Raw genomic sequence first — 21,190 nt, forward strand, 5'->3', positions numbered from 1 at the left:
TGGGGCATGCCGCGGCGCTACGCCGACTACCTGCCCGAGGACGGCTTCACGTTCGCCAACCAGGTCTCCTCGATGGGTGCCTTCCTCCTGGGCGCCTCGATGCTCCCGTTCTTCTACAACGTCTGGAAGACCTGGCGCTACGCGCCGCTCGTCGAGAGCAACGACCCCTGGGGCTACGGCGCCTCGCTCGAGTGGGCGACGTCCTGCCCGCCGCCCCGCCACAACTTCGACTCGATCCCGCGGATCCGCTCCGAGCGCCCCGCCTTCGACCTGCACCACCCCGAGGCGGCCCCCGCCGGCTACGAGCGCAGTGGGCTCGTCAAGGCCATGGGCCCGGCCGACCTGGGTGACGACGCGATGTCGGCGCCGGCGCCGAACAAGGAGAACTGACGCATGCTGGCAATGGAACGGATCGGCTACCTCCTCGGCGTCTTCGCCGGGGGACTGGCGATCATCTACGGCGCCTGGAACGACTGGAGCGAGCCGATCGGCACCGCCGCCCTGGCGGTCGTCGGGCTGTTCGGGTTCATGATCGGTGGCTACCTCAACATCACGATGCGCAAGCTCGAGGCCGTCCCGCCGGAGGATGACCCACTGGGTGAGATCAGCGACATCGCGGGCGACTACGGGTTCTTCAGCCCGCACAGCTGGTGGCCACTGTTCCTCGCCGGCGCAGCAGCCGTGATCTTCCTCGGCCTCGCCATCGGCTGGTGGCTCGTCGCCCTGGGTGCGTTCTTCGTGGTCCCCGCGCTCATCGGCTGGGTCTTCGAGTACTGGCGCGGCCCGCACGCGCTCTGAGCCGGTGCCGTGAGCCCTTGCGCTGAGCTGCTCGCCCCTGACGGGGGTCGGGTCAGCCCCAGCCCAGGCTGTGCAGTGCCGCCTCATCGATGCCGAAGTGGTGCGCGATCTCGTGCACGACGGTGACGGCAATCTCCTCGCGGAGGTCGTCGAGGTCCTGGCACATGCGTGTCAACGGCCCGCGGAACAGCGTGATGCGGTCGGGGAGGTTGCCCAGGCCCCAGCCTGAGTCCCGTTCGGTGAGTGCCACACCGTCGTAGACCCCCAGCAGGTCGGGGTCCTCGGAGGGAGGTTCGTCCTCGACGAGGAAGACGACGTTGTCCAGCATCGTCATGAGCTCCTCAGGAACGTCGTCGAGGGCATCCCCGACGAGCCGCTCGAAGGTCTCCCGGTCGACGTTCTCCATGGCGCCAGCCTGCCACGTACCCACGCCTGCGCAGTGGGGTGGCGCACCATACGCGCGGTCCCTTGAGCCTTGGCGCGGTGACCGCCCGCTCCTTGACGAGGTGAGCCCCTCTCAGGGGCTTGCGGTCAGCGTGTGCAGTCGCGCCGCCTGCCGGGTGAGGTGGTCGCGCTCAGCCTCGCTGGCCGCGGCTCGTGCGGCCGCGGCATAGAGATGCTGGGCGAGCACGTGGTCGCCGGCCCGCTCGTGCAGGTAGGCGCGCACCGCGGTGTGCCTGGGCACGGTCTCGGGGACCGCGGCCACCGCCGCGAGCCCGGCCATGGGCCCGTCGACCTCACCGACGGCCACCGCACGGTTGAGCTCGACGACGGGCGTGGGCGCCAGACGCAGGAGCTCGTCGTACCACTCGAGGATCTGTGGCCAGTCCGTCTCCCGCGCGCCCGGCGCGTCGGCGTGCAGCGCGGCGATCGCCGCCTGGGCCTGGAACTCCCCGAGCCGGTCCCGGCTCAGGGCGGCCTGCAGGATCTCGATGCCCTCGGCGACGAGGGTGGTGTCCCAGCGGCTGCGGTCCTGCTCGGCGAGCCCCACCAGCGCCCCCTCGGCCGTCCAGCGCGCCGGGCGACGGGCGTGGTGCAGGAGCATGAGCGCGAGAAGGCCGGCGACCTCCGGCTCGCTCGTGGCGGCGGCGAGCTGGCGGGTCAGCCGGATGGCCTCGTGGGCGAGGTCGACCTCGCCGGTGTGCCCCTCGTTGTACATGAGGTAGAGCACCCGCAGGACGTCACCGAGCTCCCCGGGCACGGTGAGGCGCTCCCGCGACAGGGTGCGCTTGGCCCGGGTGATGCGTTGGGCCATGGTGGCCTCCGGGACGAGGTAGGCACTGGCGATCTGGCGCGTCGTGAGGCCGCCCACGGCACGCAGGGTCAACGCCACGGCCGAGGGTCCGGAGAGGGTCGGGTGGCAGGCGAGGAAGAGGAGCAGGAGGGTCTCGTCGGTGCCGGTCACCGGGCCGGGGCCGGGATCGACGGAGTCGGCGATCTCACGTCGTCGTCGGGCCGTGCCGGACCGGACGGCATCGAGATGCCTGCGCCAGGCCGCCGTCACGAGCCAGGCGAAGGGATCGTCGGGCAGCTGCTCCTGCCAGTGCTGGTGGGCTGCGACCAGCGCCTCCTGGACGGCGTCCTCGGCGGAGGCGAAGTCCACGCCCCGACGCACGAGGACCCCCAGCACCCGCGGGCCGAGCTCCTTGACGGCGCCGTCCAGCGCGCTCACGACCGCCCCACGTGTGGCCGGTTCACCCGTGACCAGCTCAGCCGTCGATCTCGGGAGGGTTGTCGAGGAACGCGCGAACCTCGATCCATTCGTACAGGGGCCGACTGCCCGCGCCGGGGGCCGACGAGAGGACAGCAGCGACCTCGTGCGCCCGCTCCCGGGACTCGACATCGATGCACATCCACCCCGCGACGAGGTCCTTGGTCTCCGCGAAGGGTCCATCCGTGACGGGCGCCTTGCCCTCGCCACCGAAGCGGACAAAGGTGCCGTCGGGGGAGAGCGCCTGGGCGCTCACGAACTCGCCCTGCTCGCGCAGCGACGCGGCCAAGTGGCCCATGAAGCCGATGTGGTCGGTGACCTCCTGTGGGTCCCACTGGTCCATGGGGATGTCCTCGCCCGTCGCGGGCTGTGGGCCGCCCCGGTAGTGCTTGAGCAGCAGGTACTTCGTCATGATCCACTCCTTGTCTCGGTGACCCGGTGGCCGCCGACATCTCAAGGACGCAGCCGAGCTCCGGTTCTCGACCTCCGCCAGCCATCATGTCCCGAAAGCTCGGCCCATGGGGCCGTCAGGGAGGCGAGCCCCGCACGTGACGTCAGTGAGCCCGCCGACAGGCGCTTGGACGACAGCGACCTCAAGGACGAAGGTCCTCGAGGTCGCTGTCGTTGCTCACGCGCGGTCGGCCGGCTGCAGCCCACCGCGCGGTGCTCACTCCCTGATCGGGCTCGAGCTGCCGACGCCGCGGGCGTCGACGTCGGATTCCAGACCGGCGTCGGTGTCGGCACCATGTCCGTCGCCACGATGGCCCTCGTGGCTGCCCTCGACGCCCTCGTAGTCGAAGGGCGTCTGGGCGGCCTCGATGGCCTCCGCCCGGTGGCCGTCGTGGTGGGCCGCTGCAAGCTCGGCCGGCGTGACCGGGTTGACGGCGTCCTTGAAGTAGAAGTGCGACAGCTTGGCGCGCAGGCGCTCCTTGCGGGTTGCCGGACGGGCCACGCCGTTCTCGTCGACGCTGGGCATGAGCTCGAGGGGAGCCACGGGCTCATGCTGCACCAGGATCCAGCGCTCACGCTCGGTGAGGGCGTCGTGGCGCTCGTGGAAGGACCCGTCCGCACCGCGGATGATGCGGCCCGACTCACGTGCGTGCAGGGCGAGGTCGCGGTCACGACGCTGGAGGCTGAGGCAGATGCGCTTGGTCACCCAGAACGCCAGCGGCGGCAGGACGAACAGGCCGATGCGCAGGAACCAGGTGATGTCGTTGATCGACAGCCCGAGCTTGATCGCCATGATGTCGTTGCCCGCGGCGAACATGAAGACCGAGTACGCGACGATGCCGGCCATGCCGATGCCGGTGCGGGTCGGGTTGTTGCGCGGCCGGTCGAGGAGGTGGTGCTCACGGGTGTCACCGGTCACCCACTTCTCCACGAACGGGTAGACACCGAGAACCGTGTAGACCAGCGGCAGCAGCACGAGGGCACCCAGCGCGATGTTGAGCGACAGGGTGAACCCGAGGATGTGGAACTCCAGCCAGCCCGGCAGCAGACGGAGTGCTCCGTCGGCGAAGCCCATATACCAGTCAGGCTGCGAGCCGGCCGTCACGGGGGAGGGGTCGTAGGGTCCGTAGGCCCAGATCGGGTTGATCGTCACGAGGGCCGAGATGGCCGCGATGATCCCGAAGACGATGAAGAAGAACCCACCGGCCTTGGCGGCATACACCGGCATGACGCGGTACCCGACGACGTTGTCGTTCGTCCGGCCCGGGCCGGGGAACTGGGTGTGCTTCTGCACCGCGACCAGGACGATGTGCGCCGTGAACAGACCGACGAGCAGGGCGGGGATGAGCAGGACGTGAGCGGAGAAGAGCCGCGGGATGATCGCCTCTCCCGGGAAGGGTCCGCCGAAAATGCCGTAGGCGAGGTAGGAACCGATCACCGGGGCCGTCTGGACGAAGCCCTCCATGGCACGCAGCCCGGTCCCGGAGAGGAGGTCGTCCGGAAGGGAGTAGCCGGCGAAGCCCTCGATGATGGCGAGGAGGGCGAGCACGGTGCCGATGACCCAGTTGATCTCACGCGGCTTGCGGAACGCACCGGTGAAGAACACGCGGAACATGTGCACGGTCAGCCCGACGATGAACATCAGGGCGGCCCAGTGGTGGATCTGCCGCACGAGCAGACCACCGCGGATATCGAAGGAGATGTCGAGTGTCGAGGCGTAGGCCTCGGACATGCCCTGGCCGCGCAGTGGCACGTAGGAGCCGTCGTAGACGATGTGACCAGCGCTGGGGACGAACCACAGGGTCAGCAGTGCGCCGGAGAGCAGGCAGATGATCAGCGAGTACATCGCGATCTCGCCGAGCATGAACGACCAGTGGTCCGGGAAGACCTTGCGCAGCAGGTAGTTCACGCCCTTGGCTGCACCCGTGCGGTCGTCGATCCAGCCGGCGACCCCGCCGACCTTGCGGGCGGCGTTGCTCGGCTGCTGCGGCTCGGGTCGGTCACCGTCGCGGAGGCGGTCGGCCGGTCGACCGGCGGGGAAGATCTCGGTGCTCATACTGATCCACGCTCCCAGAAGCTCGGTCCAACGGCTTCCTTGAAGGGGCCCTTGGAGATGAGGTAGCCCTCGTCGTCGACGGTGATCGGCAGCTGCGGCAACGGTCGCTTGGCCGGTCCGAAGATCACCTTGCAGTCCTGGGTCACGTCGAAGGTCGACTGGTGACACGGGCAGAGCAGGTGGTGTGTCTGCTGCTCGTAGAGCCCCACGGGGCAACCCACGTGCGTGCAGATCTTGGAGTAGGCGACGATGCCCTCGTAGCCCCAGTCCTTCTCCTTCTGCGAGGTGATGATGTCGGGGTCGAGGCGCATGAGCAGCACGGCCGCCTTGGCCTTCGCCTCGAGGAGGTGCTCCTCGAGGTCGAGCAGGCCGTCGGGCATGACGTGGAAGACGGAGCCGATCGTCACGTCACTCGCCTTGATCGGCGTGTTCTGGGGGTCGCGCATGAGGCGGAGCGGCGTGTTGGCGTAGGTGCCGTCCTCCTCCTTGGGGCCGTTCCAGTAGCTCACCGACAGGTCGTCGCCCGGCATCGGGCCCAGACCACCGAGGACGGGGAGCACGACCGGGACCGCGAAGAGGCCCAGGGCCCCGCCGAGGGTGTACTTGAGGAGCGGGCGGCGCTTGAGGTGCGAGCTCTCGGCGCCGTCGTCGAGGATGGAGACGAAGTCCGCGCGGGCCTCGGGGCCCGAACGCATCGTGTGACGCATCTCGACCTCCTCCTCGTCGGGCATGAGGGTCTTGGCCCACTGCACCGCCCCGAAGCCGATGCCGAGCAGGGAGAGCGCCATCGTCACGCCGAGGGCGATGTGCAGCGCCTTGTTCTGGCCGATGCCGGGGACGAAGATCGTCGCCTCCGGGTCGATCGCGAAGTAGGCGACGATGAAGCCCAGGGTGCCCAGGATCGACAGGAGGAAGAGGCCGCCGACGGTGCGCTCGGCGCGCTTGGCCGCGGCATGGTCGATGTCGGCACCGCGGTGGATGTGCGGCGCGAAACCAGGGTTCTGGAAGCGCTCGGGGATGCCGCCGTCACCGACGACGTGGCCCTGGTCGAGGCGTACGGCACCCGAACCGAACTCACCCGTGGGGGTGACCTCGCTACTGCCGGTGGGGTGGCTGTCCTGCTCGTTCATCGGTCGTTCGATCCTGTCGACGGTGAGTGGGAAGCGGTGGCACGCATGGGTCAGGCCGACTTCTGGCCGAGCCACACGGCAGCGGCGACGAGGAGACCGAGTCCGAAGAACCAGGCGAACCAGCCTTCGGTGACCGGGCCGAGGGAGCCCAGGGCGTGCCCACCCTGCTGCGGAGCCTCGTCGATGGCCGTGAGGAACGCGATGATGTCGCGCTTGTCCTTGGGCTCGATGTTGTTGTCGTTGAACACCGGCATCGACTGCGGCCCGGTGTCCATGGCCTCGAAGATGTGCTTGGGCTCGACCCCCATGAGGGAGGGCGCGTACTTGCCGCGGGTCAGGGCGCCACCAGCGCCCGCGGCGTTGTGGCACATGGCGCAGTTGACGCGGAAGAGCTCGCCACCCGCGCCCGGGTCACCCTTGGTGGGGTCCACGTCCTCTTCGGAGGGCACGGCCGGCCCGGGAGCCAGCGACGCGATGTAGGCGGCGACCTGGTCGATCTCCTTCTGGCTGAACTGCACGTCACCGCGCTCGGCCTGGATGCCCGGTTCGCGCAGGGGCATGCGTCCGGTGCCCATCTGGAAGTCGACGGCTGCTGCGCCCACACCCGCGAGGGCGGGTCCGGCGATCTTGTCGCCGTTGCCCGTGACGCGCCCCTCGGCGTTGACACCGTGGCACGAGGCGCAGTTGGCGAGGAAGAGCTGCTTGCCTGCGGTGACGTCCTGCGCGGTGCTCGACTCTGCCTGTGCGGGCTGCGGGGCGACCGCTGCGTAGGCGAAGCCGGTCACGAGGAGGCCCAGCATGAGCAGGATGGCGATCGCTGCCGGGTGGCGGCGGCGGGCGGCCAGTGCGTTCACGGCGTACGTCCTGTCGGGGTCTCGGGGATGTGGGGTCCGGGGGAGGTGGTCGGGCAGGTGCTCAGGGCGACCACGTCACTGCAGCAGGTAGATCATCGCGAAGAGCGCGATCCACACCACGTCGACGAAGTGCCAGTAGTAGGAGGTGACGACGGCGCCCGTCTCCTGGAGGTGCGTGTAGCGGCGCGTGGTGAAGGTGCGCCCGATGATGAGGAGGAACGCGATGAGACCACCGGTGACGTGCATGCCGTGGAAGCCGGTGGCGAGGTAGAAGATCGAGGCGTAGGAGTCGCTGCTCAGCGTGACGCCGTCGTGGACGAGGTGGGCGTACTCGAAGACCTGTCCGGCGATGAAGATCGAGCCGAAGACGTAGGTGAGGACGTACCACTCGCGCATGCCCCACTCCTTGACGTTCAGGAGCGTGCCGGTGCGTGCGACCTGGCCGCGCTCCGCCCGCAGGACGCCGAGCTGGCACCACACGGAGGAGATCACGAGGACCACGGTGTTGCCGAAGGCGAAGGGGACGTTGAGGTCGGCCGCGCGCTCGTCCCACAGCGTCGGGAGGTTGCCGCGCAGGGAGAAGTAGAACGCGAACAGGGCGGCAAAGAACATGAGCTCACTGGCGAGCCACACCATCGTCCCGACCGCGACCATGTTGGGTCGGGTCGCCGGACCGTAGTCCGGGATGCTGGGAACCGGACCGGACACTCGAGTCGTTGCTTCTGCTGTCGCCACGAGCGTCATTATTGCCTCATTCGCCTCCGAATGCTGCACCCACCCCCTGCTTGGTGGTGTCGGGTCCCGCAAGCGCGCGTGGCTAGGATGACGCCATGACCTCAGCGCACCCGGTTGACCATGCCGCCACGGCTTCGGAGACCCCTCGGAGGGACGCAGTCCACCAGGTGTCGGTTCTCCTCTACAGCGACGACATCACGACCCGTGACGCCGTGCGCGCGGCAGCAGGACGTCGCCCGGCCCGCGACGTGGAGGTGACCCGGTGGCTCGAGTGCGCGACCGCGTTCGCCGTGACCGAGGCGCTCGACGCCGGTGGCTGGGACGTCGTGGTCCTCGACGGCGAGGCCGCCAAGAACGGCGGTCTGGGTCTGTGCCGCGAGCTCAAGAACGAGATCTACCAGTGCCCGCCGATCCTCGTCCTCACGGGCCGCCCGCAGGACGGCTGGCTGGCGGCGTGGTCGCTGGCCGACGACGCCGTGCCGCACCCCCTCGACCCCATCAAGGTCGCCGAGGCCATTGCGGGACTCGCGCGGTCGCGCGCCTCGGCGATCTGACGTGGCGGCCACGGCACCGTCGGGTCTCCCGACGTGGCCCGACCTCCTGACCCTCCTCCTCGCCCACGAGGACCTCTCGCTCGAGCAGTCCCGCTGGGCCATGACCCGCATCATGGGCGGCGAGGCGACTCCTGCCCAGGTGGCCGGCTTCCTCGTGGCGCTGCGCTCCAAGGTCGAGTCCGTCGCCGAGGTGCGTGGCCTTGCCGACGTCATGCTCGAACACGCCCACCGCATCGAGGTGCCGGGCGAGAGCATCGACATCGTGGGCACCGGTGGTGACCGCTTCGGGACCGTGAACATCTCGACGATGTCGTCGGTCGTCATCGCCTCGACGGGGTTGCGCGTCGTGAAGCACGGCAACCGGGCCGCGTCGTCGAAGTCGGGCTCCGCCGACGTCCTCGAGTCCCTCGGGGTCAACCTCACCCTCACCCCTGCACAGGTGCGCCAGGTGGCTCTCGACGCGGGCATCACCTTCTGCTTCGCCCAGACCTTCCACCCCTCGATGCGTCACGCGGGGCCGGCGCGCGCCGAGTTGGGTGTGGGGACGGCCTTCAACCTTCTCGGACCGCTCACCAACCCGGCACAGCCCACGTATGCCGCGGTCGGTGTCGCGGACGTCCGTTTCCTCCCGATTCTCGCCGGTGTGTTCGCCGACCGGGGCCAGTCGGCTGCGGTCTTCCGTGGGGACGAGGGCCTGGACGAGATGTCGATTGCCGGCCCCACGACGCTCCTGTGGGTGCGTGACGGCGCGATCACCGAGGTCTCGGTGAGTCCCTCGGACGTCGGACTGGACGTCTCGGCGATCGACAGCATCAAGGGCGGCCTCGCCGACGAGAACGCGGAGGTGGCCCGACGCGTGTTCGCCGGTGACCTCGGGCCGGCGCGTGACGCCGTCCTGCTCAACGCCGGGACGGCGCTGGCCGTCGGCTCCGGGGCGCTCGACACCTCGGCAGAGGCGATCATCGACGCCATCCGTCGCGGCATGGAGCGGGCCGCCGCGGCCATCGACTCCGGCGACGCGGCAGGCCTGCTCGACCGGTGGGTCGCGGCGAGCCGCGACGTCGCCGGGGGCTGAACCGCCGCCGCCGGCTGGGGTGGCTACTCGAGACCGAGGCTGAAGGCTGCCTCGAGGTCGTGCTTGGAGTACGTCTGGAAGGCGATGTGCGTCGCCGTGCCCGTGACGCCCTCGACCTTGTTGAGGTTGTCGGCGATGACCTTGGCGAGCTCGTCGTGGTGACGGACGCGGACCATGGCGATGAGGTCGGCGTCGCCGGCGACCGAGTAGACCTCGCTCACCCCGTCGAGCTCGGCGACCGCCTGGGCCACCTCGGGGATGCGGTTGACGTCGGCAGTGATGAGGACGATGGCGGTGATCACAGTAGGCAGCGTAGTCGGGTCACGCCCTGCCCCAGGAGGTGTCGCCGGGGACGCGGGAGGTGGGCGCGACTAGGCCGAGCGGAAGCCGGGAGTGGAGCGCCTGCTCGCCTCGAGCGGCTCGAGGACGTGCCGCACACCGGTCGCCCCGCCCACGGGACAGGTCCACACCCCGTCGATGTCCACGACCCGCACACCGGGAGCGTCGAGCCATCGCAGGATGCGCTCGCTCTCCTCCGGGGTGGCCGAGGTGGCCGGGGGAAGGGGAGTGGGCACGACCTCGGCGCTGGCCCGCAGTGCCTCGACATAGGGCATCGGGTCCGCTCCCCGAGGAGAGAGGGTGCTCCCTGCGAGGCGGCCGTAGCGGATGCACATGACCTCCCAGCCGCCACTCTCGCTGCGCCGGGCCGCGATCAGCTCTGCTGTCCGGGACAGGGGGTCGAGCCGTTGCGCCCGGGAGGCGCCGCGCACCAGGCTGATCATGCGGTCGCGGACCATGCCCGCGTCCTCGAACCGCTCCTGCTGCGCGAGGTGGTCCATGCGCTCACGCCAGGTGGACAGGGCCGACCTGGCGTCGCCGGCGAGCAGGGCCACCGTTTCGGCGACGACCGCGGCGTAGTCCTCGACGCTCTGGGCGCCGGTGCACGGCGCACCGCACCGTCCCATGTCGGCCAGGGCGCAGGCGGAGCGGGGCCTCGAGACGGAGAGTCGCTCGAGGCACTGCCGCAGCGGCAGGATCTCGTGCACGGCGGCGACCGCGTCGTCGGCGGAGCCGCGGGAGGCGAACGGACCGATGTAGCGGGTGCCGTCGTCGGCGACCGTGCGCACGATCGACAGGCGCGGGAAGGGCTCGACGGTGAGCTTGACCCACCACGCGCGCTCGGGGTTGCGCGACCTGCGGTTGTAGCGGGGCTTGTGCTCCTTGATGAGCCGCAGCTCGCGCACCTCGGCCTCGAGCGGGGTCGCGCAGACGATCGGCGTGACGGACTCGGCGATGCGCACCATCTCGGCCATGCGCCGGCGCTGCTCGGACGCCGTGAAGTAGCTGCGCACGCGGGTCCGGATCGACACCGACGTGCCGACGTAGAGGACGCGGCCCTGGCCGTCCTTGAACAGGTAGACGCCGGGAGCCTCGGGCAACCCGTCGGCGAGGTGACGCTTGCGCCTCGTGGCGGTCGGCACCCTGGAGGAGTAGCCCTTGAGCTCCTCGAGCGAGTGCACCCCGAGCGAGCCGACGCGCGCGATGAGGCCGTGCAGCACGTCGACGGTGGCGCGGGCGTCGTGCAGCGCCCGGTGGTCGGGCGTGGTCGTCGCACCGAAGAGCACCGCGAGGGAACCCAGCCGGTGGTTGGGCGCCTCGTCGCGCGTCACCAGCTGACGAGCGAGGTGGACGGTGTCGACGACGGGGAAGCGGGGCCAGTCCCTCTCGGCGCGGGCGCAGGCCGCCTTGAGGAAGGAGATGTCGAAGCCGGCGTTGTGCGCGACGAGGACCGAGCCGGCCGCGAACTCGAGGAACGACACCAGTGCCGGCTCGACCTGGGGTGCGTGTCGCACCATCGCGTCGGTGATGCCGGTGAGCGCGGAGATGAAGGCCGGGATCGGCTGGCCCGGGTTGACGAAGGTCTGGAACTCGCCGAGCACCTCGCCGCCGCGCACCTTGACCGCACCGATCTCGGTGATGCCGCACTCGCCGGGACTGCCACCGGTCGTCTCGAGGTCGACGACGACGAAGGTCACGTCCGACAAGGGGGTGCCCAGGTCGTCGAGGGTGCCCTGGACCATCTGCATGCCAGCGAGGCTAGGTGTGGGGTCCGACAGGGGGCGGGAGGCGACCCGGCGCGGCGGTGCCGCGAGAGCGTTGCCGGGTGGCTCTGGGGGCGTTGTCAGTGCCGGCTCCTAGCGTGGGTGGTGCCCAGACGAAAGGGGTGACGACATGACCCACGACCTGACCTCCGACCACCTGACGATCCTCTGCGCGCGCTGCCCGGTGCGTGACCTCCACTGCGGTGACTGCATGGTCACTGCCCTGCTCGATCCCGACTCCATGGGGCTGCACGACGAGCTGCCGCTGGACTCCGACGAGCGCGCTGCCGTGACGGCGTGCGTGCGCGCCGGTCTTCTCACGGCCGACGCGGCCGCGACGGTGAGCTCCCAGCGGGTGCCGTTCAGCATCGGACGTGCCGTCGGCTGAGCTCCACTGACACCATGGGGCGTGTGCCCCTGACCGAGCGACGAGCGCGTATGCCGCGCGCCACGGTGCGTGCCCGCCGTGCCACCGTCGCCGTGGCCGGCTTCCTGCTCCTGCCGTCCGTCGGGGCGTGCGACCGCGATGCCCCGGCTCCCACCGCCTCGGCGTCCGTGACCCAGGTGCCGCCCGGGCGGCCGTCCTCCCAACCACAGACGCCGCCACCGGCGCCCCACCCGCCCCGGACGGAGGCGGCCTCGCCGGCCGCGGGTGACGAGAGCCCGGTGGCGCTGCCGGGAGCCACGACCGTGCGTGGCCGCTCGAGCACGGTGACGGGCACGGTCGACAGGACCACGCTCACGGCATACGCGCGGATGGCCGACAGGGCCGTCGTCGAGGTGAGCAGCCACTGGTCCCGGTCGTGGCCGCGCAGGGTGAGCATCATCGCGCCCCGGGACGCCACCGCCTTCCGGGAGCAAGTGGGCCGCGCCGACGACCTGAGCCAGGTGGCCGCCGTCACCGACGGACCCGTCGGGACGTCGGGGCTGGCCACGGGTGACCGGGTCATCCTCAACCCCGACGCCTTCGCGCGACTGACACCCACCGGACGCCAGTTCGTCCTCACGCACGAGAGCACCCACGTCGCGGTGCGGGCCTCCCTCGCCGGTGCCGCGCCGCTGTGGCTCGTCGAGGGGTTCGCCGACCACGTCGGCTACTCCGGGTCGGGCCGGAGCACGCGCGAGCTCGCGGCGGCGTTGCTCGACCGGGTCCGGGTGGGCAAGGGCCCGGCGCGCCTGCCGACTCCGGGGGACTTCGACCCCAGCCAGGGCGAGATCGGGCCGGCCTACCTGGCCGCGTGGCTCGCCGTCGACCTCATCGCCCGGCGCCACGGCGAGAGCACCCTGCAGCGGTTCTACGAAGCCTCGACCGTCCGCGCGTCGGCGGCCCAGGCAGATGCGGCCACGGACCGGGCGTTCATCGACGTGCTCGGTACGACCCGCGAGGCGTTCACGAAGCAGTGGCTGGCCGAGCTGGACCGGCTCGCCACCACCTCACCGTGACCGGCTGGCAGCCGGGTGCCGGTCTCCTCGACGCGCAACGGCCCGGACACCCCACGTGGGGGTCCGGGCCGCTGTGCAGCACTGGCTGGTGGGTCGGTCAGCCGTTGACCTTGACGGTCATCTTGCCCGTCTTGTTGCTCTGGACGACCTTGATGCTCACACCCACACCAGCGACCTTGACGCTGCCCATCGGGTTGGCGGCGTCGTAGTAGCGGTTGGGGTCGCTGTCGTCGAAGACGCGGACCGGGGCCTGGGCCGGCACCTCGAGGGTCGTCATCCCGTCCGCGGTCTCACGGTGCAGCGAGATCGGGTCGGTCGCCTCGACGCCGAACGTCGAGTCGAAGGACTGGATCCGGTTCCTCGCCACCACGTCGTCGCTCCAGCGCAGCGCGGAGGGCCGTGCGTCGACGGGAAGGACCCGACCGGTGCCCGAGTGCGTGCGCGTGTTGTTGTTGGACACGGCGGTGTTCCAGTAGCTGACGAGGAGGCCGTCCTGGTAGGGGAAGTGCTCCACCCAGTCAGGCTTCGTCGTGGACCAACCGAAGTTGTACGGACCCACCTCGAGCGTGGCGTCGTAGCCGGCGTACTGCCGGTTCTCGGCGATGTAGAAGCGGTCCTTGCCGTTGGCGTCCTTGGGCAGGGTGACGATCAGGGCCTGCTGCTTCTTGGTGGCGTGCATCGACGGGCCGAGCACCACGGTGGCGTCGACCGCGTCGTGCGCGACCGTGGCGTAGTCGAGCCAGCCGAGCTGCAGCTTCTCCCACGCACCCATGTGGTTCGGCGTGGTGCCGATGGAGTCCTGGCCGTGACCCAGCCAGGAACCCGAGCTCATCAGCGTCCAGAAGCCGGTGCCGTTCTCACCGCCGCTGGTGTCGTAGAGGTCGGGCAGTCCGAGGTCGTGGCCGAACTCGTGGGCGAAGACCCCGAGACCGCCGTTCTCCGGCTCGGTGGTGTAGTCGCGGATCCACAGGCCCGTGTTCCCGATCTGCACGCCGCCGCTCTTGTTGCCCTCCGGTCCGACGGGCAAACGCTGCCCCACGGACCAGCGGTGCGACCAGATGGTGGATGACGGCGCGCCGGCCTCTTCACCCTCACCGGCGTGCACCGCCTGGAAGTGGTCGATGTAGCCGTCCGGCTCGGTGAAGACGCCGTCCCTGTCGTAGTCGTAGCGGTCCCACTGGTCGAACCCACGCAGGTACTCGCTGATCTGCGCGTCGGTCTTGCCGCCGGCCTTCTGGTGCTCGTACCACGCGGTGGCACCGTCGCGGATGAACCGGGTCATGTCGGCCTGGCTCTCGGTCTGGCCGTAGCTCGCCGAGCTGTAGGGCACCGTGACCCAGTCGGAGGTGTCTCCCTTGACGGTGTAGCGACCGCTCGACATCTCGCGGTAGACGCCGGACATCGACTCACCGTCGCCGAAGAACATGTCCTGGTAGTGCGCACGGTCGAAGTTGTCGACCCAGTAGGTCGTGTTGTCCTTGGAGCGGTCCGGCTTCGGGATCTGGTTGTGCACCGGTCCCGCCGGTTCGCTCGGGAAGCGGGGGTCGACCTGGTCCCCGAACTCGAGGAGGAACGTGAGGATGCTGTCGGTGGACTGCAGGCCGTACTGCGCCCACTGGCCGGGGGAGACCTCGACGGACTTCCCCTTGCCCTTGGTCACGGGAGTCGCCTCACCGTTGACGACGGCCGCCACCCCTTGCTCGACCAGTGCTCGCCGGGCGTCGCTCTGGTCGTCCTGGCGGTCGTCCGACCGCTGGGTGGTGCTGTCGTTGACGTCGGGGGACGCCTGGGCGCTCAGCCCCGGCGCAAGAGACGTGGCCGCAGCAACTGCTGCGCCCACCAAGATCCGTGATCGGAAATGCCGCATCTGAAAGCTCCTCCGTCCTGCTCCGTTGCAGGACTGTCACTGGTCTGCCCCGGACAGGGGGTCCGGGGCTACCGCCGACTGGCGGATGACGCGAGCCTAGGTGAGGTCGGCCAGTTCCGCTCGTCGAGCGCAGCCGGTGCGAGCAACGGTCCAGCGCAACGGTGCTCAGGTCCTGCGCGGCGGAACGGCGAGGGAGATGGCGACGAGGGCGGCGCTGAGCCAGAACTGGTTGTAGAAGGCCTGCTTGTTGACGAGGTTGGCGGCGAGCAGCACGAACGCGAACCACCGCAACAGCTCGTCGACCGGCGGCTGACGGCGGTGGATGAGCCACGCCGCAGTGGCGAGGGCGGCGAGCACCACGAGGCCCGTGAGCCAGAACGGCAGGGTGACGCCGTGCTCGTTGAGGAAGTAGAGGTACCACGTGTTCGCGAACCGGATCGGGTGGAAGCCGACGAGAAGGGTGATGGTGTCGTGGACGAAGTCCGAGGGGGAGGCGAGGAACCAGGGTGCGATGAGCACACCGGTGAGGGCACCGGTCGCCACGGCGCGTGGTGCGCCGAACGGCCGCCAGAGCAGCAGCAGGGGGAGGAGCAGGGCGAGGTGCTGCTTGCTCGCGCAGGCCAGGGCGAGCGGCAGGACGGCCCACCAGGCGTGCCCACGCCGTACGAGGACCGCCCACCACACGATGCCGGCTGCGAGAAGCGGCTCGGTCCAGGCCTGGTCGACCTGGGTCAGCGTGCCGGGTGCGACGACGAGGACCGCCACGGGGACCGCGGCCCGCAGCGCCGTCGCACGCCCGCTGCCCGGCTCGTCGCCGTTCCCGGGGCGAGCCAGCGCCCAGATGCCGGCGAACAGCACGACGGACCAGAAGGCGATGGCCCACCGGACGTCGCCACCGAACCAGCGACCGGGTGCGAGCAGGACCGCCGTCCACGGAAGGTAGGTGAACGCGTCCTGGACGCCCGGGGAGTCGGTCCAGCTCATGTCGTAGAAGTTCTCGCCACGAGCGAGCGCGTCGCTCGCCTGCTGGAGCGTGACCCACACGTCGATCCTGGGTGCGGGGTCGCCGAGGGTCGCGATCGCGGAGGTGACGACGTGACCGACGACCGCCAGCAGGTATGCCGCGTGCGCCCGTGCCGCTGTCGGCTGCGCCAGCAGGGCCGCGGCACCGACGCCGACGATCGTGAGCGCGACCAGCGCCGAGGTCAGCGCACCATCGCGCAGATAGCTGAAGAGGGGGACGGCCCACGTGATCGCCACGGAACCGAGCAGCACCAGCGGCACGAGGAGCGGTGGGACATGACGGACCTCGGTACGGCGCCACAACCACACCCCGAGGCCGATCGCGCACACCGTGAGGGTGAGCACGATCGGGACACGGAACCGCACGACGCTCCACTGGAGCACGCCCAGGAAGGCGAGCCAGCCCACGGCCAGCAGGAGGCCGGCATACCGGTGTGGCCGGGTCAGGCCAAGGGTGTGGGGTGAGGAAGAGGTGGGGTCACCCGCCGTAGAGCGCATCGACCTCGTCCGCGTAGTCGCGCATGACGATGTTGCGCTTGAGCTTGAGCGAGGGCGTGAGGTGACCCGACTCCTCGGTGAAGTCGGTCTCGAGGACGGCGAACTTGCGGATCGACTCGGCCTTGGACACGGCGCTGTTGGCGTCGTCAACGGCGCTCTGGAGGGCGGCGAGCACGGTCTTGTCGGTGCGTGCCTTCGCCGGCGTGAGGCCCTCGAGCCCGTTGTTGGCAGCCCACATCGGGAGCATCTCCTCGTCGAGCGTGAGGAGCGCCGCGATGAACGGCTTCTGGTCACCGACGACGATGCACTGGGAGACGAGTGGGTGGGCGCGCAAGCGGTCCTCGAGGACAGCGGGGGCGACGTTCTTGCCGCCGGCCGTCACGAGGATCTCCTTCTTGCGCCCGGTGATCCTGAGGTAGCCGTCGTCGTCGAGCTCACCGATGTCGCCGGTGTGGAACCAGCCGTCGCGGATGGACTCGGACGTGGCCTCAGGGTTGTTGCGGTAGGTGCCGAAGACCTGGACGCCCTTGACGAGGATCTCGCCGTCGTCGGCGATGCGCACCGTGGAGCCGGGCAGCGGGGGGCCGACGGTGCCGACCTTGAGTCGCTGGGGAAGGTTGACCGTGATCGGCGCCGTCGTCTCGGTGAGGCCGTAGCCCTCGAGGATCGTCACGCCGATCCCGCGGAAGAAGTGGCCGAGGCGCGTGCCGAGCGGTGCACCGCCGGAGACGGCGTACTGGACCTTGCCACCCATGGCATCGCGCAGCTTGCCGTAGACGAGCTTGTCGAACACGGCGTGCTTCACGCGCAGGCCGAGACCGACCGAGCCGGCCTCGTTGGCCTCGGACCAGGCGATGGCGGTGTCGGCGGCCTTGGCGAAGATGCTGCCCTTGCCGCCGGCGACGGCCTTGGCCTCGGCCGAGTTGTAGATCTTCTCGAAGACCCGCGGCACCGCGAGGATGAACGTCGGCTGGTAGGTCGCGAAGTCGTCGAGGAGGGTCTTGATGTCGGCCGAGTGCGCCATCTTGGCGCCGGCCTGCACGCAGAGGACCTCGATGAAGCGCGCGAAGACGTGGGCGAGGGGCAGGAAGAGCAGGGTCGAGGCCTCGGTGGTGCCGACGACCTCGCGCAGCTTCTCGACGGTGTTCTCGGCGAGGTCGAGGAAGTTGCCGTGGGTCAGCTCGACGCCCTTGGGGCGTCCGGTCGTGCCAGAGGTGTAGATGATCGTCGCGACCGACTGACGGTCGATGTCCGCACGAGCGGCTGCGAGGGTCGCGTCGTCGCAGCCGGAGCCGGACTGGGCGAGGGCGTCGAGGTCACCGCCGTCGATGACCCACGTGTGCGCGAGGGAGGGGAGGCCGGCCGACACACCCGCGAGCGCGCTCGCGTGCTTCTCGGTCTCGAGCACGACGCCCACCGCACCGGAGTCCTTGAGGATCCACTCCACCTGGTCCGGGGAGGAGGTCTCATAGATCGGGACCGGGATGGCGCCGGCGGTCCACAGGGCGAAGTCGGTGAGGGTCCACTCGTAGCGCGTGCGGCTCATGATGCCGACCGCGCTGCCGGGGGTGACGCCGGCGGTGACGAAGCCCTTGGCCAGGGCGTCGACCTGGTCGGCGAAGTCCGTGGCGGAGACGTCGCGCCAGCCGTCGCCGTCGCGCACGCCGAACAGCACGCGTCCCGGGGTGTCCCGCCGGTGGCGGGAAGGGACGTCGGCGAGACTGCCCTCGGTGGTCGCGGGGGTGAGGGCTGGAGTGGACTTCTCGTGCAACGTGCTCTCCTTCGACTGGTCCTGACGTCATCGTCGGGCCAGGTCACCGGCGGCTGGACGGCGGACGTGCCATCCGTGCTGCGATCCTAGAGGTACTGGCCGGTTGGGTAGCCTGCACCCATGACAGACAGCACGTCCTCCAGCGTCCGCATCACCGCCGAGCCGGGCGCCGTGCTCGACGTCATTGCCGACTTCGAGTCCTACCCCGACTGGGCGGACCAGGTGAAGACCGTGAAGGTCCTCAGCGAGGACGGCGACGGGTGGGCCGACCAGGTCGAGTACGTCCTCGACGCCGGCGCCGTCAAGGACACCTACGTCCTGGAGTACGACTGGGACGGCATCGCCGAGGACGGCTCCGGCGTGGTCTCGTGGCACCTCGTGCGGGCCGGGGTGCTCAAGGCGCTCGACGGCAGCTACACCCTCAGCGGCAAGGACGGCGGCACCCAGGTCGACTACTCCCTGGCCGTGGACGTGAAGATCCCGATGATCGGCATGCTCAAGCGCAAGGCCGAGAAGGTCATCATCGACACGGCGCTCAAGGAGCTCAAGAAGCGCGTCGAGTCCCTTCCCTGAGCGACGACGACCTGTCGACCCCGCACGTGACGGCCGTGGCGCCGCCACGTGTCGTCCTCGTGACCGGCAAGGGGGGCGTCGGCAAGACCACGACGGCCGCCGCGATGGCCGTCGAGTCGGCCCGCGCCGGCCGCCGGACCCTCGTCATGTCGACCGACGTGGCCCACAGCCTCGGCGACGCCCTCGGCATCGACCTGCGCACCTCGTCCACCTGGGAGCACACGCTGCCGGTCGAGGACCACCTCCACGCCCAGGCCGTGGGTGCGCGCACGAGCGTGGCGGCCGACTGGGGCACGCTGCGCGACTACCTGCTCACGGTGCTGGACTCCGTGGGCGTCGACCCGGTCGTGGCCGAGGAGCTCACCGCCCTGCCCGGAGCCGACGAGGTCAGTGCGCTCCTCACGCTGGGCCACCACGCCACGAGCGGCGCGTGGGACGTCATCATCGTCGACTGCGCGCCGACCGCCGAGACCCTGCGCCTGCTCGCGCTGCCCGAGGTGCTCGGGTGGCACCTCGACCGGCTCATGCCCGCCCAGCGCCGGCTGCTCACCGTCATGCGCCCGGCAGCCGCCGCCGCTGCGGGGCTCCCGATGCCGGGCAGTGCCGTCATCGACGTCATCGCGACCTGGCGCGCGCACATGGCGCAGGTCCGCGCCATGCTCACGTCCGAGCGAGCCAGCGTGCGGATCGTCCTCACTCCCGAGAACGTCGTCATCGCCGAGGCCCGTCGCATCCTCACCTCCCTGTCACTGCACGGGTATGCCGTGGACGCGGTCGTCGTGAACCGGGTCATCCCCGTCGACGACGACCCGTGGCGGGCGGCATGGAACGCCGCCCAGGCCTCGGGCCTCGAGACCATCACGGAGTCCTTCCACGGCACGCCCGTCCTCACCGCGCCCTACCTGGCGGGCGAGCCCACCGGTCCCGACGCCCTGGCGGACCTCGCGGGGCAGACGACGTGCCTGCACGGGGTGCTTGCCCCGCTGGAGGCGCCGGTACGCTCGCAGGGCCTGCGGGTCGAGCCGGACGGGGTCGAGTTCGTCCTGGTGCTGCCGCTGCCGCTGGCTCGGTCCGGTGACGTGGACCTCGCCCGGCGTGCGGACGACCTCGTGGTGGATGTCGGTGGTGTGCGCAGGGTTCTCGCCCTGCCGTCGGTGCTGAGGCGCTGCATCGTCAAGAATGCTGGGGTGCGCGCCGGAGAGCTCCGGGTGCGGTTCGTTCGGGACGAGGAGGTGTGGCCACGTGGACGCTGATGCACGACTCGACGCCGCCGTGGGGTCGGTGGCCGAGGAGGCCACCAAGCTGCTCGAGGCGCTGGGACGCTCCGAGCAGGAGGAGCACGTCCACGTGGCCATGGGGGAGGCCGAGACCTGCACGTGGTGCCCGGTCTGCCGTGGCGTGACCCTGCTGCGGGGAGTCAGCCCCGAGACGCTCGGCCGGCTCGCGGACCTGGCCACGACGGCGGCGACGGTGCTCGCCGACCTGGCCAGCCGGCATACGGAGTCGTCCGGGGCAACGGGTCCGGCTCCGGACCGCGGTCCACGCACCGAGCCCATCACCGTCGTCGACGAGGAGGAGAACCCGTGAGCCTGGCCATCGGTATCGACATCGGCGGGACCAAGGTCGCCGGCGGCGTCGTCGACGAGAACGGCGAGATCCTCGCGCGGGCGCGCCGTGACACCCCTCACCGCTCCAAACGGCCCCGGGTCGTCGAGGACACGATCGTCGACGTCGTGGAGGAGCTGCGGGCCCAGCACGCCGACGTCGCGGCGGTGGGCATCGGTGCGGCGGGCTTCGTCGCGGCCGACCGGGCGACGGTCGTCTTCGCGCCCCACCTGTCGTGGCGGGACGAGCCGCTGCGCGACGCCCTGAGCAGGCGCATCGACGCGCCGATCATGGTCGACAACGATGCCAACGCCGCGTGCTGGGCCGAGTGGCGGTTCGGTGCGGCACAGGGTGACGTGGACGTCGTCATGGTGAACCTCGGCACCGGCATCGGCGGCGCCATCCTCGTGCACGGCGAGATCTTCCGGGGCCGCTACGGCATCGCGGGGGAGTTCGGGCACATGCAGGTCGTACCCGAGGGCCAGCGGTGCGAGTGCGGCAACCGGGGCTGCTGGGAGCAGTACGCCTCGGGCAACGCCCTCGTGCGCGAGGCCCGCGCGATGATCCTCGCGAACTCACCGGTGGCCACCGACCTCGCCGCCCGCGTCGAGGGGCGGGCCGAGGACCTCACCGGCCCCATCGTCACCGAGGCCGCTCGCGACGGCGATGCCACCTCGATCGAGCTGCTCGCCGAGATCGGTCACTGGCTCGGCATCGGCATCGCCAACCTGGCCGCGGCCTTCGACCCGGGCACGTTCGTCATCGGTGGAGGTGTCTCAGCGGCCGGGGAGCTGCTGCTCGGTCCAGCGCGCGACACCTTCCGCAGACGGCTCACCGGCCGCGGCTACCGCCCCGAGGCCCGGATCGTCGCGGCCCGTCTGGGCAACGAGGCGGGGCTCATCGGTGCCGCCGACCTGGCCCGCAACGACGTGTGCGCCTGAGCGT

General features: G+C 70.4%; 21 protein-coding genes and 1 pseudogene. 10 read left to right on the forward strand and 12 right to left on the reverse strand.

Translation table 11 applies throughout. The features are described from left to right. Together ASG74_RS17350 and ASG74_RS16125 are read left to right on the forward strand one after the other, a co-directional pair. Positions 1-390, forward strand: a pseudogene (locus ASG74_RS17350) (cytochrome ubiquinol oxidase subunit I); the annotation flags it as partial. Positions 391-393: 3 nt separating this feature from the next. Continuing rightward, positions 394-798 (forward strand): cytochrome c oxidase subunit 4, encoded by a 405-nt coding sequence (locus ASG74_RS16125; RefSeq protein WP_056146062.1) that lies wholly within the window; start codon positions 394-396, stop codon positions 796-798. 52 nt (positions 799-850) lie between these two features. Here the strand turns inward: ASG74_RS16125 and ASG74_RS16130 are convergent, their stop codons facing one another. From ASG74_RS16130 to ctaE, 7 genes are all read right to left on the reverse strand, one after another. Further along, positions 851-1,204: a metallopeptidase family protein gene (locus ASG74_RS16130; protein ID WP_056146064.1), complete on the reverse strand. Its 354-nt coding sequence runs from the start codon at positions 1,202-1,204 to the stop codon at positions 851-853. 111 nt (positions 1,205-1,315) lie between these two features. Next, a complete protein-coding gene (locus tag ASG74_RS16135; protein WP_082569852.1) occupies positions 1,316-2,470 on the reverse strand; it encodes an RNA polymerase sigma factor in 1,155 nt (384 codons plus the stop codon). 37 nt (positions 2,471-2,507) lie between these two features. Continuing rightward, entirely contained in the window at positions 2,508-2,921 is a 414-nt protein-coding gene (locus ASG74_RS16140; protein WP_056146066.1) for a YciI family protein, read from the reverse strand. A 255-nt stretch (positions 2,922-3,176) separates the two neighbouring features. Then, positions 3,177-5,015, reverse strand: coding sequence for a cytochrome bc1 complex cytochrome b subunit (qcrB, locus tag ASG74_RS16145; RefSeq protein ID WP_056146070.1), 1,839 nt, complete (start codon positions 5,013-5,015; stop codon positions 3,177-3,179). After that, positions 5,012-6,145 carry a cytochrome bc1 complex Rieske iron-sulfur subunit gene (qcrA, locus tag ASG74_RS16150; RefSeq protein WP_056146073.1) on the reverse strand — a complete coding sequence of 378 codons (1,134 nt, stop codon included), beginning with the start codon at positions 6,143-6,145 and terminating at the stop codon, positions 5,012-5,014. The genes qcrB and qcrA overlap by 4 nt, the downstream gene beginning before the upstream one ends. A gap of 50 nt (positions 6,146-6,195) precedes the next feature. Beyond that, a complete protein-coding gene (gene qcrC, locus ASG74_RS16155) occupies positions 6,196-6,999 on the reverse strand; it encodes a cytochrome bc1 complex diheme cytochrome c subunit (protein ID WP_056146076.1) in 804 nt (267 codons plus the stop codon). Positions 7,000-7,074: 75 nt separating this feature from the next. Then, positions 7,075-7,743, reverse strand: a complete 669-nt coding sequence (gene ctaE, locus ASG74_RS16160; RefSeq protein ID WP_056146078.1) for an aa3-type cytochrome oxidase subunit III — start codon at positions 7,741-7,743, stop codon at positions 7,075-7,077. 86 nt (positions 7,744-7,829) lie between these two features. Between ctaE and ASG74_RS16165 the strand changes: the two genes are divergently transcribed. Both ASG74_RS16165 and trpD read left to right on the forward strand, forming a co-directional pair. Beyond that, positions 7,830-8,288, forward strand: coding sequence for a response regulator transcription factor (locus ASG74_RS16165; protein ID WP_056146082.1), 459 nt, complete (start codon positions 7,830-7,832; stop codon positions 8,286-8,288). A gap of 1 nt (position 8,289) precedes the next feature. Next, positions 8,290-9,363, forward strand: a complete 1,074-nt coding sequence (gene trpD, locus ASG74_RS16170; RefSeq protein ID WP_056146085.1) for an anthranilate phosphoribosyltransferase — start codon at positions 8,290-8,292, stop codon at positions 9,361-9,363. Positions 9,364-9,386: 23 nt separating this feature from the next. Here trpD and ASG74_RS16175 read toward each other — a convergent pair whose 3' ends face one another. Further along, positions 9,387-9,665 carry an Lrp/AsnC family transcriptional regulator gene (locus ASG74_RS16175; RefSeq protein WP_056146087.1) on the reverse strand — a complete coding sequence of 93 codons (279 nt, stop codon included), beginning with the start codon at positions 9,663-9,665 and terminating at the stop codon, positions 9,387-9,389. A gap of 69 nt (positions 9,666-9,734) precedes the next feature. Next, positions 9,735-11,450: a DEDD exonuclease domain-containing protein gene (locus ASG74_RS16180; protein WP_056146090.1), complete on the reverse strand. Its 1,716-nt coding sequence runs from the start codon at positions 11,448-11,450 to the stop codon at positions 9,735-9,737. A gap of 145 nt (positions 11,451-11,595) precedes the next feature. On the opposite strand from ASG74_RS16180, the gene ASG74_RS16185 reads away from it, so the two are divergent. Together ASG74_RS16185 and ASG74_RS16190 are read left to right on the forward strand one after the other, a co-directional pair. Next, a complete protein-coding gene (locus ASG74_RS16185) occupies positions 11,596-11,853 on the forward strand; it encodes a hypothetical protein (RefSeq protein WP_056146093.1) in 258 nt (85 codons plus the stop codon). A gap of 14 nt (positions 11,854-11,867) precedes the next feature. After that, positions 11,868-12,908, forward strand: coding sequence for a hypothetical protein (locus ASG74_RS16190; protein WP_156465450.1), 1,041 nt, complete (start codon positions 11,868-11,870; stop codon positions 12,906-12,908). Positions 12,909-13,005: 97 nt separating this feature from the next. On the opposite strand, the gene ASG74_RS16195 is transcribed toward ASG74_RS16190, so the two are convergent. The 3 genes from ASG74_RS16195 to ASG74_RS16205 form a co-directional block, all read right to left on the reverse strand. After that, positions 13,006-14,748, reverse strand: a complete 1,743-nt coding sequence (locus ASG74_RS16195; protein WP_056146099.1) for an immune inhibitor A domain-containing protein — start codon at positions 14,746-14,748, stop codon at positions 13,006-13,008. Positions 14,749-14,940: 192 nt separating this feature from the next. Continuing rightward, on the reverse strand, positions 14,941-16,296 hold the full coding sequence (locus ASG74_RS16200) for a hypothetical protein (RefSeq protein ID WP_200942650.1): 1,356 nt from the start codon (positions 16,294-16,296) through the stop codon (positions 14,941-14,943). Continuing rightward, positions 16,277-18,067, reverse strand: coding sequence for an AMP-dependent synthetase/ligase (locus tag ASG74_RS16205; RefSeq protein ID WP_056146102.1), 1,791 nt, complete (start codon positions 18,065-18,067; stop codon positions 16,277-16,279). Before ASG74_RS16205 ends, ASG74_RS16200 begins: the two co-directional genes overlap by 20 nt. Before the next feature lie 120 nt (positions 18,068-18,187). Here ASG74_RS16205 and ASG74_RS16210 point away from each other — a divergent pair, with 120 nt between their 5' ends. Genes ASG74_RS16210 through ASG74_RS16225 form a run of 4 tightly spaced genes read left to right on the forward strand, consistent with a single transcriptional unit; the run spans position 18,188 to position 21,186 of the window. After that, positions 18,188-18,640 (forward strand): SRPBCC family protein, encoded by a 453-nt coding sequence (locus ASG74_RS16210; RefSeq protein ID WP_056146105.1) that lies wholly within the window; start codon positions 18,188-18,190, stop codon positions 18,638-18,640. A 35-nt stretch (positions 18,641-18,675) separates the two neighbouring features. Continuing rightward, positions 18,676-19,893, forward strand: a complete 1,218-nt coding sequence (locus ASG74_RS16215; RefSeq protein WP_056146110.1) for an ArsA family ATPase — start codon at positions 18,676-18,678, stop codon at positions 19,891-19,893. Further along, a complete protein-coding gene (locus ASG74_RS16220; protein WP_056146112.1) occupies positions 19,883-20,227 on the forward strand; it encodes a hypothetical protein in 345 nt (114 codons plus the stop codon). The genes ASG74_RS16215 and ASG74_RS16220 overlap by 11 nt, the downstream gene beginning before the upstream one ends. Continuing rightward, the gene (locus ASG74_RS16225; protein WP_056146114.1) at positions 20,224-21,186 is read left to right on the forward strand and encodes an ROK family glucokinase; all 963 of its coding nucleotides are present in this window, start codon (positions 20,224-20,226) and stop codon (positions 21,184-21,186) included. The genes ASG74_RS16220 and ASG74_RS16225 overlap by 4 nt, the downstream gene beginning before the upstream one ends. The last annotated feature ends 4 nt before the right edge of the window (positions 21,187-21,190 follow it).

This window comes from Knoellia sp. Soil729, assembly GCF_001427985.1.
Lineage (GTDB): Bacteria > Actinomycetota > Actinomycetes > Actinomycetales > Dermatophilaceae > Knoellia.

Excerpts from the sequence above, each read along its gene's own strand:
- ASG74_RS16185 (WP_056146093.1), top strand. The coding sequence starts at position 11,596 with ATGACCCACGACCTGACCTCCGACCACCTGACGATCCTCTGCGCGCGC.
- qcrB (WP_056146070.1), bottom strand. The coding sequence starts at position 5,015 with ATGAGCACCGAGATCTTCCCCGCCGGTCGACCGGCCGACCGCCTCCGC.
- ctaE (WP_056146078.1), bottom strand. The coding sequence starts at position 7,743 with ATGACGCTCGTGGCGACAGCAGAAGCAACGACTCGAGTGTCCGGTCCG.
- qcrA (WP_056146073.1), bottom strand. The coding sequence starts at position 6,145 with ATGAACGAGCAGGACAGCCACCCCACCGGCAGTAGCGAGGTCACCCCC.
- ASG74_RS16200 (WP_200942650.1), bottom strand. The coding sequence starts at position 16,296 with ATGCGCTCTACGGCGGGTGACCCCACCTCTTCCTCACCCCACACCCTT.
- ASG74_RS16165 (WP_056146082.1), top strand. The coding sequence starts at position 7,830 with ATGACCTCAGCGCACCCGGTTGACCATGCCGCCACGGCTTCGGAGACC.
- ASG74_RS16130 (WP_056146064.1), bottom strand. The coding sequence starts at position 1,204 with ATGGAGAACGTCGACCGGGAGACCTTCGAGCGGCTCGTCGGGGATGCC.
- ASG74_RS16180 (WP_056146090.1), bottom strand. The coding sequence starts at position 11,450 with ATGCAGATGGTCCAGGGCACCCTCGACGACCTGGGCACCCCCTTGTCG.
- ASG74_RS16210 (WP_056146105.1), top strand. The coding sequence starts at position 18,188 with ATGACAGACAGCACGTCCTCCAGCGTCCGCATCACCGCCGAGCCGGGC.
- ASG74_RS16140 (WP_056146066.1), bottom strand. The coding sequence starts at position 2,921 with ATGACGAAGTACCTGCTGCTCAAGCACTACCGGGGCGGCCCACAGCCC.
- ASG74_RS16190 (WP_156465450.1), top strand. The coding sequence starts at position 11,868 with ATGGGGCGTGTGCCCCTGACCGAGCGACGAGCGCGTATGCCGCGCGCC.
- ASG74_RS16125 (WP_056146062.1), top strand. The coding sequence starts at position 394 with ATGCTGGCAATGGAACGGATCGGCTACCTCCTCGGCGTCTTCGCCGGG.